Annotated in this window: 18 protein-coding genes and 1 pseudogene; 9 read left to right on the top strand and 10 right to left on the bottom strand. The window is 72.2% G+C overall.

The window, feature by feature from the left end:
• The 4 genes from ACT4N7_RS24810 to ACT4N7_RS24825 form a co-directional block, all read right to left on the bottom strand.
• A partial coding sequence (locus tag ACT4N7_RS24810; RefSeq protein WP_444831249.1) for an MFS transporter occupies positions 1–1,103 on the bottom strand: 1,103 nt, incomplete at its 3' end.
• A gap of 115 nt (positions 1,104–1,218) precedes the next feature.
• Positions 1,219–2,148, bottom strand: coding sequence for an RluA family pseudouridine synthase (locus ACT4N7_RS24815; protein ID WP_444831250.1), 930 nt, complete (start codon positions 2,146–2,148; stop codon positions 1,219–1,221).
• Complete coding sequence (locus ACT4N7_RS24820; RefSeq protein ID WP_444831251.1) at positions 2,148–3,128, bottom strand: tyrosine-type recombinase/integrase; 981 nt, start codon at positions 3,126–3,128, stop codon at positions 2,148–2,150. The genes ACT4N7_RS24815 and ACT4N7_RS24820 overlap by 1 nt, the downstream gene beginning before the upstream one ends.
• A gap of 37 nt (positions 3,129–3,165) precedes the next feature.
• A complete protein-coding gene (locus ACT4N7_RS24825) occupies positions 3,166–3,588 on the bottom strand; it encodes an SUKH-4 family immunity protein (protein WP_444831252.1) in 423 nt (140 codons plus the stop codon).
• A gap of 559 nt (positions 3,589–4,147) precedes the next feature.
• On the opposite strand from ACT4N7_RS24825, the gene ACT4N7_RS24830 reads away from it, so the two are divergent.
• Entirely contained in the window at positions 4,148–4,420 is a 273-nt protein-coding gene (locus ACT4N7_RS24830) for a hypothetical protein (protein ID WP_444831253.1), read from the top strand.
• A 12-nt stretch (positions 4,421–4,432) separates the two neighbouring features.
• On the opposite strand, the gene ACT4N7_RS24835 is transcribed toward ACT4N7_RS24830, so the two are convergent.
• Positions 4,433–4,585 carry a hypothetical protein gene (locus ACT4N7_RS24835; protein ID WP_444831254.1) on the bottom strand — a complete coding sequence of 51 codons (153 nt, stop codon included), beginning with the start codon at positions 4,583–4,585 and terminating at the stop codon, positions 4,433–4,435.
• Positions 4,586–4,940: 355 nt separating this feature from the next.
• Here ACT4N7_RS24835 and ACT4N7_RS24840 point away from each other — a divergent pair, with 355 nt between their 5' ends.
• Positions 4,941–5,609 (top strand): O-methyltransferase, encoded by a 669-nt coding sequence (locus ACT4N7_RS24840; RefSeq protein WP_444831255.1) that lies wholly within the window; start codon positions 4,941–4,943, stop codon positions 5,607–5,609.
• On the opposite strand, the gene ACT4N7_RS24845 is transcribed toward ACT4N7_RS24840, so the two are convergent.
• Positions 5,602–6,696, bottom strand: a complete 1,095-nt coding sequence (locus tag ACT4N7_RS24845; RefSeq protein WP_444831256.1) for a winged helix DNA-binding domain-containing protein — start codon at positions 6,694–6,696, stop codon at positions 5,602–5,604. The genes ACT4N7_RS24840 and ACT4N7_RS24845 overlap by 8 nt on opposite strands.
• A gap of 52 nt (positions 6,697–6,748) precedes the next feature.
• On the opposite strand from ACT4N7_RS24845, the pseudogene ACT4N7_RS24850 reads away from it, so the two are divergent.
• The 3 genes and pseudogenes from ACT4N7_RS24850 to ACT4N7_RS24860 form a co-directional block, all read left to right on the top strand.
• Positions 6,749–6,958: pseudogene (locus ACT4N7_RS24850) on the top strand (helix-turn-helix transcriptional regulator); the annotation flags it as partial.
• A 57-nt stretch (positions 6,959–7,015) separates the two neighbouring features.
• Positions 7,016–7,201 (top strand): hypothetical protein, encoded by a 186-nt coding sequence (locus ACT4N7_RS24855; protein WP_444831257.1) that lies wholly within the window; start codon positions 7,016–7,018, stop codon positions 7,199–7,201.
• 81 nt (positions 7,202–7,282) lie between these two features.
• Entirely contained in the window at positions 7,283–8,194 is a 912-nt protein-coding gene (locus ACT4N7_RS24860; protein ID WP_444831258.1) for a sucrase ferredoxin, read from the top strand.
• A gap of 6 nt (positions 8,195–8,200) precedes the next feature.
• Here ACT4N7_RS24860 and ACT4N7_RS24865 read toward each other — a convergent pair whose 3' ends face one another.
• Positions 8,201–9,004, bottom strand: a complete 804-nt coding sequence (locus ACT4N7_RS24865) for a hypothetical protein (RefSeq protein WP_444831259.1) — start codon at positions 9,002–9,004, stop codon at positions 8,201–8,203.
• A gap of 144 nt (positions 9,005–9,148) precedes the next feature.
• On the opposite strand from ACT4N7_RS24865, the gene ACT4N7_RS24870 reads away from it, so the two are divergent.
• Complete coding sequence (locus ACT4N7_RS24870) at positions 9,149–10,246, top strand: DNA glycosylase AlkZ-like family protein (protein WP_444831260.1); 1,098 nt, start codon at positions 9,149–9,151, stop codon at positions 10,244–10,246.
• Between the two features lie 18 nt (positions 10,247–10,264).
• Positions 10,265–10,951, top strand: coding sequence for a methyltransferase (locus tag ACT4N7_RS24875; protein ID WP_444831261.1), 687 nt, complete (start codon positions 10,265–10,267; stop codon positions 10,949–10,951).
• Positions 10,952–10,997: 46 nt separating this feature from the next.
• Here the strand turns inward: ACT4N7_RS24875 and ACT4N7_RS24880 are convergent, their stop codons facing one another.
• The 3 genes from ACT4N7_RS24880 to ACT4N7_RS24890 all read right to left on the bottom strand — a co-directional run bounded on the left by ACT4N7_RS24880 (position 10,998) and on the right by ACT4N7_RS24890 (position 13,677).
• The gene (locus ACT4N7_RS24880) at positions 10,998–12,260 is read right to left on the bottom strand and encodes an SPFH domain-containing protein (RefSeq protein ID WP_444831266.1); all 1,263 of its coding nucleotides are present in this window, start codon (positions 12,258–12,260) and stop codon (positions 10,998–11,000) included.
• Between the two features lie 112 nt (positions 12,261–12,372).
• Positions 12,373–12,801 carry an NfeD family protein gene (locus tag ACT4N7_RS24885; RefSeq protein ID WP_444831262.1) on the bottom strand — a complete coding sequence of 143 codons (429 nt, stop codon included), beginning with the start codon at positions 12,799–12,801 and terminating at the stop codon, positions 12,373–12,375.
• A 60-nt stretch (positions 12,802–12,861) separates the two neighbouring features.
• Positions 12,862–13,677 (bottom strand): DUF3097 domain-containing protein, encoded by an 816-nt coding sequence (locus tag ACT4N7_RS24890; RefSeq protein WP_444831263.1) that lies wholly within the window; start codon positions 13,675–13,677, stop codon positions 12,862–12,864.
• Between the two features lie 107 nt (positions 13,678–13,784).
• Between ACT4N7_RS24890 and ACT4N7_RS24895 the strand changes: the two genes are divergently transcribed.
• Both ACT4N7_RS24895 and ACT4N7_RS24900 read left to right on the top strand, forming a co-directional pair.
• On the top strand, positions 13,785–14,315 hold the full coding sequence (locus ACT4N7_RS24895) for an RNA polymerase sigma factor (protein WP_444831264.1): 531 nt from the start codon (positions 13,785–13,787) through the stop codon (positions 14,313–14,315).
• Position 14,316: 1 nt separating this feature from the next.
• Positions 14,317–15,234: a VOC family protein gene (locus tag ACT4N7_RS24900; RefSeq protein ID WP_444831265.1), complete on the top strand. Its 918-nt coding sequence runs from the start codon at positions 14,317–14,319 to the stop codon at positions 15,232–15,234.
• The last annotated feature ends 713 nt before the right edge of the window (positions 15,235–15,947 follow it).

Here is a 15,947-nt window from a genome sequence, read left to right on the forward strand (position 1 = left end):
GGCACCACGGCGGGGGAGCGGACCCGCAGCCAGCGGGGCAGCGCCAACGCCACCAGCCCCACCATCGCCGCCACACCCACCACCTCGCCGATCGCCCACACTCCGTAGAGGCTCAGCGCCGCGAACTCCATCCCGATCGCGGCCACCGACGTCACCGTCGCCCGCGCCGGACCCTCGATGGCGTCCTGCAACCGGGCCTCCGCGACCACGAGCACCACCCGGTAGAGCCCGTAGAACGCCGCGACCAGCACCAACCCGACCGGACGCCCCCACCAACCCGACACTGCGAGCAGCACCGTCGCCGCACCCAACACCCACGCCAGCGTCCCCGACCGCCACCGGCCCGCGACACCGCCCAACGCGGCACCAGCCGCCCCCGCCAACGGAATCCCCACCATCGCCATCGGCACCAACCCCGACGGCACCCCCCAGTCCTGGGCCATCAGCGGGAAATACTCCTCGAACGCGTCCAACCCGCCCAGCAGCGCGACCACGACCAACGCCGTGCGCACCCCCGGCCGCGCCGACGCCTCCCGCAGACCGGCACGCAACAGCGCCAGGTACCCCAGTTCGTCGTCGTCACCACCATGCGCCGGCTCGGGGAACAGCGCCGCGACCAGCGCCGACACCAGACACACCGCCACACTCACCCACGCCGCCAACCGGTAGCCACCCAGCGCGAACAACAGCGACGCCGCCGCGGCCGAGGGCAGCGCCGCCAGCAGATTCGCCGCCGTCACCCACCCGTTGACCCGCGCGAACTCCGACTCCGCACCCACCTCGGCGAGCCCGTCATAGAGCAGCGCCTCGAACGCACCCGACTCCAGGGCGCCACCCAGCCCCCACAACACGAACCCGGCGGCGAACCCGGCGAACCCAGGCATCATGATCCACAGCACGTAGCCCGCGGCCTCGAACACATTGGCCGCCACCAGCGACGAACGCCGCGAGAACCGGTCGGCCAGCGCCCCCATCGGCACCTCGGCCACAATCCCGACCGACGACCAGATCACGAACAACGCCGAAATTTCAGCACCGGACAGACCGGTGTCGGCGAAGAACACCGCGTACAGCGGATAGATCGGCACGAGGTAGGTGAGCACGGCCCACCAGATACTCAGCCGCGTCAGCCTGCGCGCGGAACCAGGGATGCGACGTCAACCAAAGGGCAAAGGCATGGCGCGAGGCTAACCGCCCGACCCGCCGCTGTCGCCCGAATTATCGGGCCCACACGCCAGGGGAGTCCCACGCCGCCAACCGCGACCGACTCTCGAACCGCCGCGGCCGCCCGGACACCGGATCGGTGAACTCCAGCACCCGCGACAGCAACTGCAGCGGCCGGGTGAAATCGTCCAACGGCTTCTCGGTGAGCACCGGGTAGAAATCGTCACCCAGGATCGGCACCCCCAACCCGCTCATATGCACCCGAAGCTGATGCGTCCGCCCGGTCGACGGCGTCAGCCGATACCGGCCCACCCCGTCCCGGTACGCCAGCAGTTCCACCCGCGTCTCCGCGTTCGGCTCCCCGGGCACCTCCTGAGCGGTGATCACCCCCCGCTCCTTCACGATCCGGCTGCGCACCACCGTCGGCAACACCAGATCCGGGTCGTACGGGGCGACCGCCTCGTACTCCTTGCGCACCTTCCGATCCCGGAACAACGTCTGATACGCCCCCCGCAGTTCAGGCCGCACCACGAACATCAACAACCCGGCCGTGACCCGGTCCAACCGGTGCGCCGGACTCAACGCCGGGATACCCAACTCCAGCCGCAACCGCACCAGCGCCGTCTGCACGATGTGCTGCCCCCGCGGGATCGTCGCCAGGAAATGCGGCTTGTCCACCACCAGCAGATCCTCGTCGCGGAACACCACACCGATCTCGAACGGCACCGGCACCTCGACCGGCAGATCCCGGTGGAACCACACAAAGGTCCCCGGCGCGTACGGCGCGTCCACCGCCACCGGCCCGTCCAGCCCGACGATCCGCTCCTCGGCCAGCATCGCGTCGATCCGCGCCGGATCGACCCGGGGGAGTCGCTGCACCAGGTGATCCCGGATCGTCGCCCACGAACCCTCGTCCGGCAGCCGCAACCGGGCCGCGTCGAGCCCATGCCGCTGGGGCAGCGGCGAGCGGAGCCTGCGTCTCATCACTCCGCAGCGTACTGGCCGGTCAGCTCCGCCAACGCCTGATACGTCCGGTTGCTCGCCGCCGCCGCGCGCCGCTCTTTGCCCGTCGCGTCGATGTAGTTCTGGCTCGTGTTCAGACTCGCGTGCCCGAGCAGCACCATGATCTCCACCGCGTTCGCCCCGTCCTCGGCCAACCGCGTCGCGAACGTGTGCCGAAGCGCGTGCAGATTCGCCCCCGCGGGCACCCGGTCGCGGCACCCAGCCCACCGGAAACACGACTTCACCAGGTAGTCCAACGCCCCCCGCCGGATCCCCGCGCCATCGGAGCCCAGCAGCAGCGGCGACTCCGCGGTGAACCGCAGCCCGGGAAACCGCCCGTCACATGAGTCCACATAGGACGCCAGCATCCGCTCCAACGGCGGCTCGATGGGAATCGACCGCTCCCGATTCGCCTTGCCGTGCACGAACAACCGCCGCTCACCCGGACGCCCCACCACCGACGAACGCCGCAGCGCCCGCATCTCCGCCGCCCGCAGCCCCGCCACCAGCCCCAACGCCAACACCACCAGATCCCGCTCCGCCCACGGCGCCCGCGCCCGCCGCGCCCCACCAGCGATCGCCGACAGCAACTCCTCCGGCGTCCCCTCGCCCCGCAACGGCTTGGGGGACAACGGTTCCGGCCGCGGCCTGCCGATCGCCCCCATCGGATTGCCCGCCGCGAACCCGTCCGCCACGCAGAACTGGAAGAACTGGTTCCAGGTCGACCACGCCCGCGCCACCGAACTCTTCGCGTGCGTGTCCGCGAACGCCCCGAACGCCGCCCGCAGCGGCCGCGCCGACACCGCCGCCAACTCGATCTCCGCGTCCGGGGTTTCCAGTTCGTCGGCCAGCATCGCCGTCACCCCCGCGAGGTCGCGCCGGTAGGCCGCCGTGGTGTGCGGGGAGTCCTTGCGGGGCCGCCGCGCGACGAAGAACGCGTTGTGTGCCTCGATCAACTTCACACCCGGATGCTTACCGTGTCCCACCGACAACGTCGGGTCACTCGGGCAGGTCGTAGCCCAGTTCCCCGGCCGCGACAGACCAGAACGGCCCGGCGTCCGCGTCGATCTGCCCGATCGCCGCCCACGTCCGGTCGCCGATGGCGGCGAGGTCGTTGTCGTCGTCCAGTCGGCCGGCCTCCCGTACCGCCGCGCCGTAGACCCCGGAACTGGCCACCAACGCCGCGAGCGAGGAGTTGACGACGTTGACACCGTCATCGTCGAGCCGCAGCACTTCACCCGTCGCCCGATCTACCCCCATCGCCGCGATACCGGGGCCGTAGGCCAACACCGCCACCGTGCGCCTGTCGACATCGCGATCGGGGTAGGGGCCCACCACCCAGGTCCCGGCGAAGGGGATCTTGCGCGGCGTCACGGGCCATAACGCGGCCAGTTCGGCGTCGATCATCTCGTCGGTGATCATCCGCCGATGATCCCAGGGGAGCGCGGTCGGGAACAGTGGTCATCGCGCAGACCTGGGGCAACTCCCAGAGTGCTGCATAATGAGGGTTATCCATGAAACATATGTTCGATGAGCCGCGGGATCGATTCGCCCAGCGCGGAAGTCGGGGGGGGCCCACGGCCATAACGTCACGGTGACGTTTCCCCTGACGTCGCCCCTGGATGCGCCGCGACCGACACTGTCCGGCGACGGAACGTCCAAGGGCTCAGTAGACCGAGTTCGACGGCGCTGTTCGAATCCTGACAGTCCAGGCGTTGCGACGAACGGGGCTCGACACAGGCCCCTTCTGGTCATCCGCGCAGGTCGCGATAAAGTCGATAATCTACATTATGTTAAGTAAGGCGTTGAGCGCGCTCCCCCTGGTCCGGGGACGGGACTCCGGGAGTGGGGTTTTGCTGGGGTGGTGTCGGGTTATGTGAGGGGGGTCACGGCGGATCAGGCGCGGGTTCCGGGTCATCGATCTGTCAGGGCAGCCTGCTACCAAGGGTGTGACCGTCGCCACTAGCGTCGGAGGTGCGAGATGACGGATAACGAGACGAACGCGTTGCGGCACGCCGCGGCCGGGTCAGTGTTGTTCCACAATGGACTCTGGGGTGCGCCCATGGGGTTCCTGTGGGCGAGCGAGGACGGGTCGCCCGCCGGGCGGGTTCCGCAGTGGGAGGCCGATGCCTTGACGCTCTTGGAGCGGCGGGGGCTGGTCTCGATCCGGCCTGGGGTCGGGACGCGGGACGCGCGGGTCACGGTGACGGACGCGGGCGCGCGCGTGTTGGGCGCGCGCACCGCCGCCGCGTAGCACTCCCCTGCCTCACGCGGGGATCGCCGCCAGTCGGGTGCGTTCGGCCCAGCGGACGGCGTGGCCCATCGCGGCGCCCGCGGCGGCGAACAGGGCGCCGAGGAGCAGCCAGCCGGGAGTGCCCCAGGTGAGCACCAGGGTGGTGAGCAGCAGTGGGCCGAGCATGCTGGCGATGGCGAAGCCGGAGCCGAAGAAGCCTTGGTACTGGCCGTGTTTGTCGGCTGGGGCGAGGTCGAAGGCTACGACGACGGCCGACCGAACGCGCGGCCCCGGGGGTGATCCCGCCGACGCGTGTGAATGCCCGGCTGAACGCGGCTTCCGACTGGTAGCCGAGCCGCCCGGCGAGTTCGCCGACAGTGGCTCCGTCGTGGGCGACCCGGCTTTCCTGACCGGCGCGTTTCGGGGCGCGACCGCGGTATAGGTCTTGATGCCGATCGATCCCACCGCGGCGGGCGCCCGTCTGACCGGCAGGGGCACGGTGTGACGACAGGCTCGACGTCGAAAATATTAGGGTGGGGTTGTGAGTGGGCCCGAGGACCGCTGGCACGCAGTCGACGACTACCTGTGCGACACGCTGCTGCCCGAGGACCCCGTCCTGGCCGCGGCGCTGGCCGCGAGTGCGGCCGCGGGGCTGCCCGAGATCGCCGTCGCGCCCAACCAGGGCAGGCTGCTCAACCTGCTGGCCCGGGTGCACGGTGCCCGGCGGGTGCTGGAGATCGGCACGCTGGGCGGCTACAGCGCCATCTGGCTGGCCCGGGCGCTGCCCGAGGGCGGGTCGTTGGTGTCGCTGGAATACGAGCCGCGCCACGCGGAGGTCGCGCGGTCGAACCTGGCGCGCGCCGGGTTCGACGGGGTGGCGCAGGTGCGGGTCGGCGCCGCGCTGGAGCTGCTGCCCGCGTTGGCCGACGAGGACCCGTTCGACTTCGTGTTCATCGACGCCGACAAGCCCAACAACCCGCACTACTTCGCCTGGGCGCTGCGGCTGACCCGGTCGGGGGCGGTGATCGTGGTGGACAACGTGGTGCGCGGTGGCGCGGTCGCCGACGCGGGCAGCGACGACCCGGCGGTGCTGGGCACGCGCTCGGTGCTGGCGATGATGGCGGCGGACCCGCGGGTCGAGGCGACCGCCGTGCAGACGGTGGGCAGCAAGGGGCACGACGGGTTCGCGGTGGCGCTGGTCGTCAGGTGAAGTGGACGTCGGTGCGCGCGGCGGGGTCGGTGGCGGCGAGCAGCCGGTGTCCCTCGGCGGCGAGCGCCTCCGTGTCCGTTGTGGATAGTGCGGTGAACGGCTCGATCACCAGGGTCGCGGTGTCGCGGGTGCGGTCGACGCGCCACATGCCGCGTACCCGGCCGTCGACCAGGATGGTCGCGCGGACGATGCCGTTGCCGCTGCCGCCGATGACCGGTTTGCGGTGTTCGTCGGCGATCACGCGGGTGCGGTCGGCGTGGGAGAGCAGCAGGTTGTCGTAGTCGGTGACGAACCGGGCGGGTGCGGGGGTGTCCGGGTCGGGGCGGGGTGCGTCGGGCAGGTCGTGCAGTTCGCGGCCGGACTCGTCGCGGAAGGTCCGCAGCCGGGGCCCGAGCCGGTCGAGCACTTCGCGCAGCCGGGTCAGGCCCGACCACGCCTGGACGTCGGCGGCCGACGCGGGGCCGAACGCGGCCAGGTAGCGCAGCACCAGTTCGTCGACGGTGAGGGTGGGCGCGGGGCGTTCGCCGAGCCAGGCGTCGGCCGTGGTGTGCAGGGCGGACCCGCCGACTCCCCACAGCCCGCGTGGGGGTACCTGCACCAGCGGCACCCGGGTGCGGACCACGCCTGCCAGGCGCGCGGGGTCGTGGTCGGGCCAGCGCGGCGCGAGGCGTCTGGCCAGCTCGGCGAAGGTCATCGGCTCGGTCGCCACCAGCTCGCGGCCCGCGTTGGCGACGGCGTCGAGGTCCAGGCCGTCGAACTTGGCGCCGATCACCGAGCGGAACCCGCGGTCGAGCACGGGTTGCAGCACCGCGCGCAGCGGGGCGCAGTCGCGGGCGGTGACCAGGTGGATCGTGGAGCGCATGAGGGCGATGCGTACCACCTCGCGGCGCTCGACCAGTCCGGCCAGTTCGGCGAAGTCGAACTCGGCCAGCCGCGACCACAGGCCTACATAGGGCGGGTTCGGCGCCTGCGCCTGCATCCCGACCAGCCGCTCGATCGCGGTCGCCGCGTCCAGGCGTTCGCGGCGCAGCAGGAGTTGCCGGGCGAGGAGCGCGCGGTTGAGGGCCTGGCGGGTCAACGTCGTCACGCGAGTGAGATTAGGGCAGGTCTGGTCCGCAACGGCTGTCAGACTTGGCGCCATGGTGGAGACCTCCGCGCGGCTGCTGCGGCTGCTGTCGCTGTTGCAGACCCGGCGCGACTGGTCGGGCGCCGACCTGGCCGAGCGGCTCGGCGTGACCGACCGGACCGTGCGCCGTGACATGGACAAACTGCGCTCCCTGGGCTACCCGGTGCACGCCGCCACCGGCACCGCGGGCTGCTACCAGCTCGGTGCGGGCGCGGTCAGGCCGTGATCACCCTGCACCTGCCGTTGGCGCGGGCCGCCGAGCATCACGCCGACCTCGGGGGTGTTGGAGGCGATCGACGAGCACCGCTGCACCCTGCGTGCGGGCGCGAACAGCCTCGACGGGCTCGCGGTGTGGATCTCGCTGATCGGCTGCGAGTTCGAGGTGCGCGAACCGGTCGACCTGGTCGAGCGGATGCGCTGGATGGCGGCGCGGCTCACCCGGGCGAGCGACCGCTCGACGGGCTGAGTCACCGGCCGTGCGCCGGATCACCCGAGTTCCGCACGGGTGCACACGAACGGCGGTACCGTCCGTGAGAACCTTGCGGTGATGACCACTCCCCTGGTGCTGCCCGACACCGCCTGCTCGGTGCTGTCCCGCGCCCTTGACGAACCCCTCGCGGGCACCGCCGCGACCGCCGCGACCTGGTTGTGCGTCGAGCAACCCGGCCCCTGGGGACGTGACGCGCTCACCGGGAGCCACCTCGACGTCGGGCTCGGCGCCGATCTCGCCGCCCGCACCAACGGCACCGGCGTGCGCGTCGCGCTGATCCGCCGCCCCGGCTCCCACCCCGACCGGCACCGGCCCGTGCCGCGGCGGGTCTACCTGGCGCACACCGTGCCCGGTCGCACGTTCCTGCGCCAGACCACGCTCACCGACCCGAAACACCTGCTCGACCTCGACTTCGCCGCCGCCGGGGCGGGTGAGCACGGCGGGTTCGGCGCGGCCGCGGCCGGTCCGCTGCTGCTGGTGTGCACCAACGGTCGCCGCGACGTGTGCTGTGCGCTGCGCGGCAGGCCGATCGCGGCGCTGCTGGCCGCCGACCACGGCGACGCGGTGTGGGAGTCGAGTCACCTCGGCGGTCACCGCTTCGCGCCGACCGGGCTGCTGCTGCCCACCGGCTACGCCTACGGCGATCTCGACGGCGACCGGGCCCGCGCGCTGCTCGACCAGGCCGAGGTGGTCACCGATCGCTGCCGCGGCCGCTGCACCTGGCACCCCGCCGGGCAGGCCGCCGACCTCGCGGTGCGCGTGCTCACCCACACTGTCGACCCCGACCTGCTCACCGTGCGCCCGCCTACCCGCGACGACGAGGACAACTGGCGCGTCGTCGTCGCCCACGCCGATGGCCGCGCGTGGCGGGTGACCGTCGCCGAGCGCGCGGTCGGCCCCGACCGGCCGGTGAGCTGCGGTGCGGCCCCGGGTCCCGCGGTGTCCCACGTGGTCGTGCGGATCGACTGATTCGTGCTAGACGGTCGTGATCCGCAGGATCGCCGACCCGCCCCCGACCGCGATGACCGCCGCGGTGAGCCGGTTGGCGGTGAACCGGGCGCCTTGGTGGCCGGTGGCGTAGGCGATCGCGGGTGAACCGGCGGAGGCGCCGACGACGGAGCTCTCGCAGCGGGCGTCGCCGTCGCAGCCGAAGCTGAAGCTGCCCGGCCCGGCGACGAACGCCATGCTCACCGCGTCCGCGGTGACCTCGGCAACCTGGAAGAAGGCGATCCCGGACGCCGGGGCGACGGGGATGCCGGCCTCGCCTGCGATCCGCACCTCGCAGGTGCCGTCCGCACACGCCGTGAGGTCGGTCCCGTCCGCTGCTGCGGTGGGCGGCGGCGTGGTGGCGGTGGTCTTCGCGGTGGTGGTGGTCACCTTCGTGGCGCTCGTGGACGCGGCCACGGGCGTCCCTTCGGTCGTCGACGAACATCCCGCCGCCAGCGACGCCAGGGCGGCGAGGACCACGATGCGAACCATTGATCCAGTAGACAACGGGGCGCCGAGGCCCGCCGATCGGCGGCAGCTAAGTGCCATGTCCGTTGAGGAGCTCGGCGTCTGGGCCGTGATCTGGTGCTTGTCAGCGCTGCTGTTCGCCTTCTTCGGCGCTGAGGAGGGTCGCAGGACGTCGTAGGACCAGGCCGCCAGCGTGGTGGCGGTGGTCGAGGTGGCGTCACGGGCCTGCTCGGGCACGAAGCCGTCACGCAGCCCGGTCGACATCCCGAGGATCGCCTCGGCCTGTTTCGCGCTCATCCCGACGCTGGCGAGGGTTGCACGCATGTCGTCGTCGGTGACCGGCGCGCAGCTGATCGATCGCGCACCGACTTCGGCTGAGCGGAGATCGGGCCGCCCGACTCGCGCGCCCGTCCAGTCTCCACCTGGACCTGACAGCCGAGGACAGGTGTCGGGTCCACAATGGGCGGCGTGGACCTCACTCGCGAGCGCGTCCTCGCCTATCGCGTCGCCGCCCAGGGACTGCACCGCGACACCGCGACCGCGACCGACTTGGCCGTGCTCGACCTCGGCATCCAGGACGGTGGCGGCCGCTCCCCCAGGGTCGCGCTCGCCGCGCGGCTGCCCGACGGCGCCGCCCTCGACGACGACTCGTTGGTCACCGTGTGGACCTTCCGCGGCGCGCCGCACCTGATGCGCCGTGTCGAGGTGGCCGCGCTGGCCGGGCGGCTGTGGCCGCGTAGCGACGCCGACGCCCTCGCCCGGCTCGGCGGGTCCGGCACGGTGTTCCGCAAGGCGGGTCTCGCCGGGCTGAGCGTGTTCACCGAGGGCGCGACTGCGTTGCGCGCCGCGGTCGACGCCGAGAAGACCCGCGGCGAGGTCAGCACCGAGGTCAGCCACGCGCTGCCCGCCGAGTTCTCCTACGACTGCCGCACCTGCGCGGCCACCCACATCTACGGCAGCCTGTTCCAGCTCGTCGGCCTCGCCGCGGGCGTCGAGGTGCGCAACGAGTCGCGGCCCACCCTGCTGCGCCCGATCGCCGGACGCCACCGGGTGCCCAGGCAGTCGAGCGGCGCGGGCGCGGTGATCGAGTCCTACCTGCGGGTGCACGGCCCCGCGACCCACCCCCCCGCCGCCGGGTTCCTGGAGACCACCCAGACCGAGACGAGACCGGTGTGGCCCGCGGGGCTCGCCGAAGTCACCGTCGAGGGTCGACCACACCTGTTCCCCGAGGCCCACCTTGACGCCCTGCGTGCCGCACCCGAGCCCGACCTGGTGCGGCTCGTCCCGCCGTACGACCCGCTGCTGCAACTGCGCGACCGCGAACTGCTCGTCCCCGACGCGGCGCGCCGCAAGGAACTCTGGCGCATGATCGGCAACCCCGGCGCCGTCCTCGCGGGCGGCGAGATCGTCGGCACCTGGCGCACCAAGGCCGCGGGCCGCCGCCTCGACCTGACCGTGACATCGTTCCACCGGCTGCCCGCCGCCACCCGCACCGACATCGACACCGAGGCCCAGCGCGTCGCCGCCGCCCGCGGCCTGGCCGAGGCCAAGCTGACCGTCGAGTAGACCGTTAGGGTTGTGATCATGGAGCACACGCCGACAGTGTCCGCGGAGTACGCCGACCGGCTCCGCCGCTGGCACGAGGACGCCTACCGCGACGCCCGCGTCGAGCACGACCAGACCTTCGACTACCTCGGCCGCACCCTGCTCGTGCCGCCGCAGGTGCACCCGATCACCCGGGTGTCGCACCTGCTCGGCGAGGCCGTGCTCGCCGAGGTCCGCGCCGGGGACCGCGTGCTCGACATGGGCACCGGCAGCGGCGTCAACGCGGTGCTCGCCGCGTCGAAGTCCACCGACGTGCTCGCCGTCGACATCAACCCGCACGCCCTGACCGCCGCCCGCGCCAACGCCGAACACAACGGCGTCGCCGACCGGGTCACCGTCGCGCACAGCGACGTGTTCACCGAGGTCACCGGCCGGTTCGACCTGATCGTGTTCGACCCGCCGTTTCGCTGGTTCACCCCCCGCGACCACCTCGAAGCCGCGTCCGCCGACCCCGGCTACCAGGCCATGAACGCCTTCTTCGCGGGCGCCCGCGACCACCTCGCCGACGGCGGCCGGATGCTGATGTTCTTCGGCACCTCCGGCGACCTCGGCCACCTGCGCCGCAGCGCCGACGAGCACGGGTTCACCACCGAGGTTCTCGCCACCACCACCCTGGACAAGGACGGCTGGACCGTGGAGTACTTCACCTTCCGCCTGACCCCCTGACAGCACTGTGGTCCCCGGCGTGACACCGGGACCACGGTGGACACGCTCAGCCCTGGGGGCGACCGTCGGACAACTCCGTGCCGCCCTCGTCGCCGCCCGGGCGCGGGGGCGGTGCGATGACCTGGGTGCGCTCGGTGTCCTCGGCCAACTGCGCGGGCACCGGCCGAACCGGCTCGGGAGCGGGCTCGGGCATCGGCGGGACCGAGGCCAGCGGGCCGCCGACCTCCCGGCGCGCGACAGCCTCCGCAGCGCGCACCGCCTCGGCGATGCGGGGGTCGGTCGAGGTGTCGAACCAGCCCGCGATCGAGTCGTCGTCGTCCTCGGGGCGGCCGTCGGGCACGTCGGCGGCGGCGGGCTCGTAGCGGAACACCCCGTCGTCGCCCTTGACGCCGAGTTGGCGGGCGAAGCCCTCCAGCGCCTTGCCGAAGTCGCTCGGGATCATCCACACCTTGTTCGCGTCGCCCTGCGCCATCTGCGGCAGCGTCTGCAGGTACTGGTAGGCCAGCACCTCCGGGGTCGGGCGGCCCGCCTTGATCGCGGCGAACACCTTCTCGATCGCCTTCGCCTGGCCCTGCGCCTGCAGGTACCGGGCCGCGCGCTCACCCTGGGCCTTGAGGATGCGCGACTGCCGGTCCGCCTCCGCCGCCATGATCGTGGCCTGCTTGGCGCCCTCGGCGGCGAGGATCTGGCTCTGCTTCTGGCCTTCGGCGGTCTTGATCGCCGCTTCGCGCTGGCCCTCGGCGTTGAGGATGACCGCGCGCTTCTCGCGGTCGGCGCGCATCTGCTTCTCCATCGAGTCCTGAATCGACGGTGGCGGGTCGATCGCCTTGAGCTCCACCCGCGCCACCCGGATCCCCCACCGGCCCGTCTCGTCGTCCAACACACCGCGCAACTGGCTGTTGATCTGGTCGCGCGAGGTCAGCGTCTCCTCCAGACTCATGCCGCCGACCACGTTGCGCAGCGTCGTCGTGGTCAACTGCTCCACCGCGATGATGTAGTTCGATATCTCGTAGACCGCCGCGCGGGAATCGGTCACCTGGAAGTAGATGACCGTGTCGATCGAGACGGTCAGGTTGTCGCGGGTGATCACCGGCTGCGGCGGGAACGACACCACCTGCTCGCGCAGGTCGATCCGGGCGCGCACCCGGTCGAAGAACGGCACCAGGAAGTTCAGGCCCGGCTCGGCCACATTGCGGAAGCGGCCCAGCCGCTCGATTACCGCCGACTGCGCCTGCGGGATCACCAGGATCGACTTGACCACCACCGTGAGCACGAACAGCACCACGACGATGACTACGACGAGGGTGATGGTCACTCTGTCCTCCGCTCCGCACCGACTCGGCGGAACCTGACCGGGCCCACCCGCTGGGGGCAGTAGATCACAACGCGGCCCGCCGTTCCGGCTGATCCGCCCGTCCGGGTCACCCCCCTTCGGCCCACACCACGGCCGTCGCGCCCGAGATCTCCACGACGGTCACCGTGGTGCCGGGTTCGATCACCTGGGTCGCGTCGAACGTGCGCGCCGACCACACCTCGCCGCGCAGTTTGATCCGGCCACCCGTGTGGTCCACAGTGGACGTCACGGTGGCCGTGCCGCCGACCAGGGCGGCGATGTTGTCCGGGATGTGCGCGCCGTGCAGGCGGCGCTTGAGCACCGGCCGCGCCACCGTGATCAGTCCCAGCGCGACCAGCGCGAACACCGCGGAACTGACGAACGTGTTGCCGAACGCCGCCTCCGCGCCCGCCGCGGACAACGCCGAAACACCGAGCATCAGCAGGAAGAAGTCCCCCGAGAGGATTTCCGCCGCGATCAGCACCACTCCACCGATGAGCCATATCAGCGCCGCCATGGCCCTATCGTCGCAGACCGCAGTCGAGCGCACCTCAGGCGTGATCGACGCGTGACCCGGTCACCGCCCGGGGTCGGTGACGAAGTCGATCAGCCGCTCCACCGCGCCCACCAGCGGCGGCTCCAGATCGCGGAAACCCGACACCGCCGCCCGCACCCTGCGCCACCCGTCGGCGGGCGCGCCCCAGCCCAAGGCCGCGCACACGCCCTCCTTCCACGGCACCCCGCGCGGCACACTCGGCCACGCCGCGATCCCCACCACCGACGGCTTCACCGCCGCCCACACATCCACATACGGGTGCCCGGTGACCAGCACACCGTCGTCGTCCACCGCGTCGACGATCCGCGATTCCTTGCTCCCCGACACCAGGTGATCGACCAGCACACCCAGCCGCCTGCCCGGTCCCGTGCCGAACTCCGCCACCCGCTCCGCGAGCCGATCGATGCCGTCGAGCGGCTCCACCACCACGCCCTCCACCCGCAGGTCGTGGCCCCACACCAGCTCCACCAGCTCCGCGTCGTGGATGCCCTCGACCCAGATCCGGCTCTCCCGCGCCGTGCGCGCCCGCAGCCCACGCACCCGCACCGACCCCGACGCCGACACCGCCCGCGCGGCAGGCGTCGGCGCGGGCGCGGGACGCACCAGGGTCACCGGGCGGCCGTCCACCAGGAACCCGGCCGGGGCGAGCGGGAACAGCCGGTGTCGGCCGTGCCGGTCTTCCAGCACCACGTTGCCGTACTCGAACCGCACCACCGCCCCGCAGAACCCGCTGGCCGGGTCCTCGACAACCAGGCCCGGCTCGGCCGCCAGCTCGGGGATCTGCTTGCGCGGCCTGCCGCCGGAGACGGCGTCGCGGCCGTAGTCGTGGGAACGCACGGCAGCCACGCTAGCGCCGCCACCCGATCGGGTGGCACCGGCACGCCGTGCCGAGAAATTCGCCCGGACCCCGTCGGAGTCCGCCCACCCCGGACGACGATGGGGATGTGAGCACGCAACCAGGCGTGCGGCCCGATCCGTCACTCGGGCTGCTGGCCCTCTACGACGAGGCGCTGCCGCACGTCTACGGCTACCTGCTGGCCCGCTGCCGGTCAGCGGCCCTGGCCGAGGACCTGGCGGCGGAGACGTTCCTCGCCGCCGTCGGCGCGCTGCGCAAACCGGACGCGCCGGAGCTGTCGATCGGCTGGCTGATCGGCGTCGCCCGGCACAAGCTGGCCGACCACTGGCGCCGGGAGGAACGCGAACAGCGCGGGCTGCGCGTCCTCGACGGCGAACCCGCACCGGTCGAGGACCCGTGGGACCTGCGGCTCGACGCCATGGTCGCCCGCGACGTACTCGCGGGTCTCGGCCCGCACCACCGGGCCGCGCTGACCCTGCGCTACCTCGACGGCCTGCCCGTGCCCGCCGTCGCCGCCCACCTGGGCCGCACCGTGCACGCCACCGAGGCGCTGCTCGTGCGCGCCCGCACCGCGTTCCGTCGCGACTACCCGCACGACCAGCCAGGAGAGGAGTGCTGACATGACCGATCCGATGGACGCCCTCCGCGCCCCGGCCGTGCCCGCGGCGCCCGACCCCGCCTTCGTCGGGGACCTGCGCGAGCGACTGCGCCGCGCGATCCTCGGCACGATCCAAGGAGCCCCCGTGACCCAGACCCCCGCCGCTGCCGCCGCGACCCGGATACCCGCCGACCAAGTGGCCTGGCCGCCGTCGGTGACCCCGTACATCGCCGTCGTCGACGCCCGCCGCGCGATCGACTGGTACATCGAGGTGTTCGACGGCCACCAGCGCGGTGAGTTGCACGTCATGCCCGACGGCGCCGTCGGGCACGCCGAGATCGGCATCGGCGACGCCGTGCTCATGCTCGCCGAGGGCGGCATCGGCGACGTGCCGGTGACCGCGCCCTCCGGGAGCACGCACAGCCACACCCTGCACGTGCAGGTCCCCGACGCCGACACCACCTTCCGCCGCGCGATCGAGCGCGGCGCGACGGCCGAACGCGAACCCGACAACCAGCCCTACGGGCGCGTCGCGGTCGTGATCGACCCGTTCGGACACCGCTGGATGCTGAACACCCCACCCGGGACCGCCACCCGCCACCGCGCGGGCGACGTCGCCTACGTGACCATGGTCGTCGCCGACGCCGACCGGGCCAAGGACTTCTACGGCGCTGTTCTCGACTGGCGGTGGATCCCCGGCACCGCCGTGAACGGGTGGGGCGTGGAAGACAAGGAGGACTTCGGCGTCTGGGGCGACAGCGCCCAGGAACCCGAAGTCCAGCTCTGCTACCGGGTCGCCGACATCGAGGACGTGGTCATCCGCGTCCGCGACAACGGCGGTGAAGCGGGCTCGGTGCAGCACAGGCCCTACGGCCTCATGGTCGACTGCGTCGACCCCCTCGGCGCCAAGTTCCAACTCTGGGAGGTGGCGTCGAGCTGACCCCCGCGCGGCCAGGGTGCCCCGCGCACCCCGGCCGATCCGGGACCCCTCCCGCGTCTACAGCGCTACGGTCACCCGCAGGTGCCGAGTCCGACGTGCCGGAGACCGATCCGGGCCGAGGTGAACGGGCGGGGTACCGGGACGGAGTCCTGCTCTGGCTACCAGTGGTCCTGTTGTCCGCCGCCGTCGTCTTCGGACTGTGGCGAGCGAACAAAGCCGAACGAGCCGCGCGGAAGCCGAACCCGAGCTGATCACCACCCGGGTGGCCTCGCCTGCCTGGCAACCAGGAGCCCCCTGATCGGCACCGCCACAGTGGACCAACCGCCGAGCCGGTGAAACGACGCCGAACCACGGTCAGCCGGTGTCGGCACACGCAGCAGCCTCGCCAGGCTGGGGACTTTGGTGAACCGGCCTGCGGGGCCAGTTCGCAGTCCACCGCCGCCTCGCGGACGGTGTGGACCGTTCTGAGAACCACTGGCGCCGGTACGGTCACGGTGCCGATGGGTATCCGGGCTTGCGGTGGGCGCCGGTGTGGCGGACGAGGTGATCGGCAACACTGACCGCCTTGTGGTGCGATGGTCGAGCGAGCCAAGCAGTCAGGCGATGCAGAACTCGTTGCCCTCGGGGTCGGGCCGCACCACGTGGTGACGGCCGGCGACCCGCACCGGCGACGCCCCGGCCCCCGGCCACACGGGGGCCACGGGGCCCCCCGC

Source organism: Actinokineospora sp. (assembly GCF_052390155.1).
Taxonomy (GTDB): Bacteria; Actinomycetota; Actinomycetes; order Mycobacteriales; family Pseudonocardiaceae; genus Actinokineospora.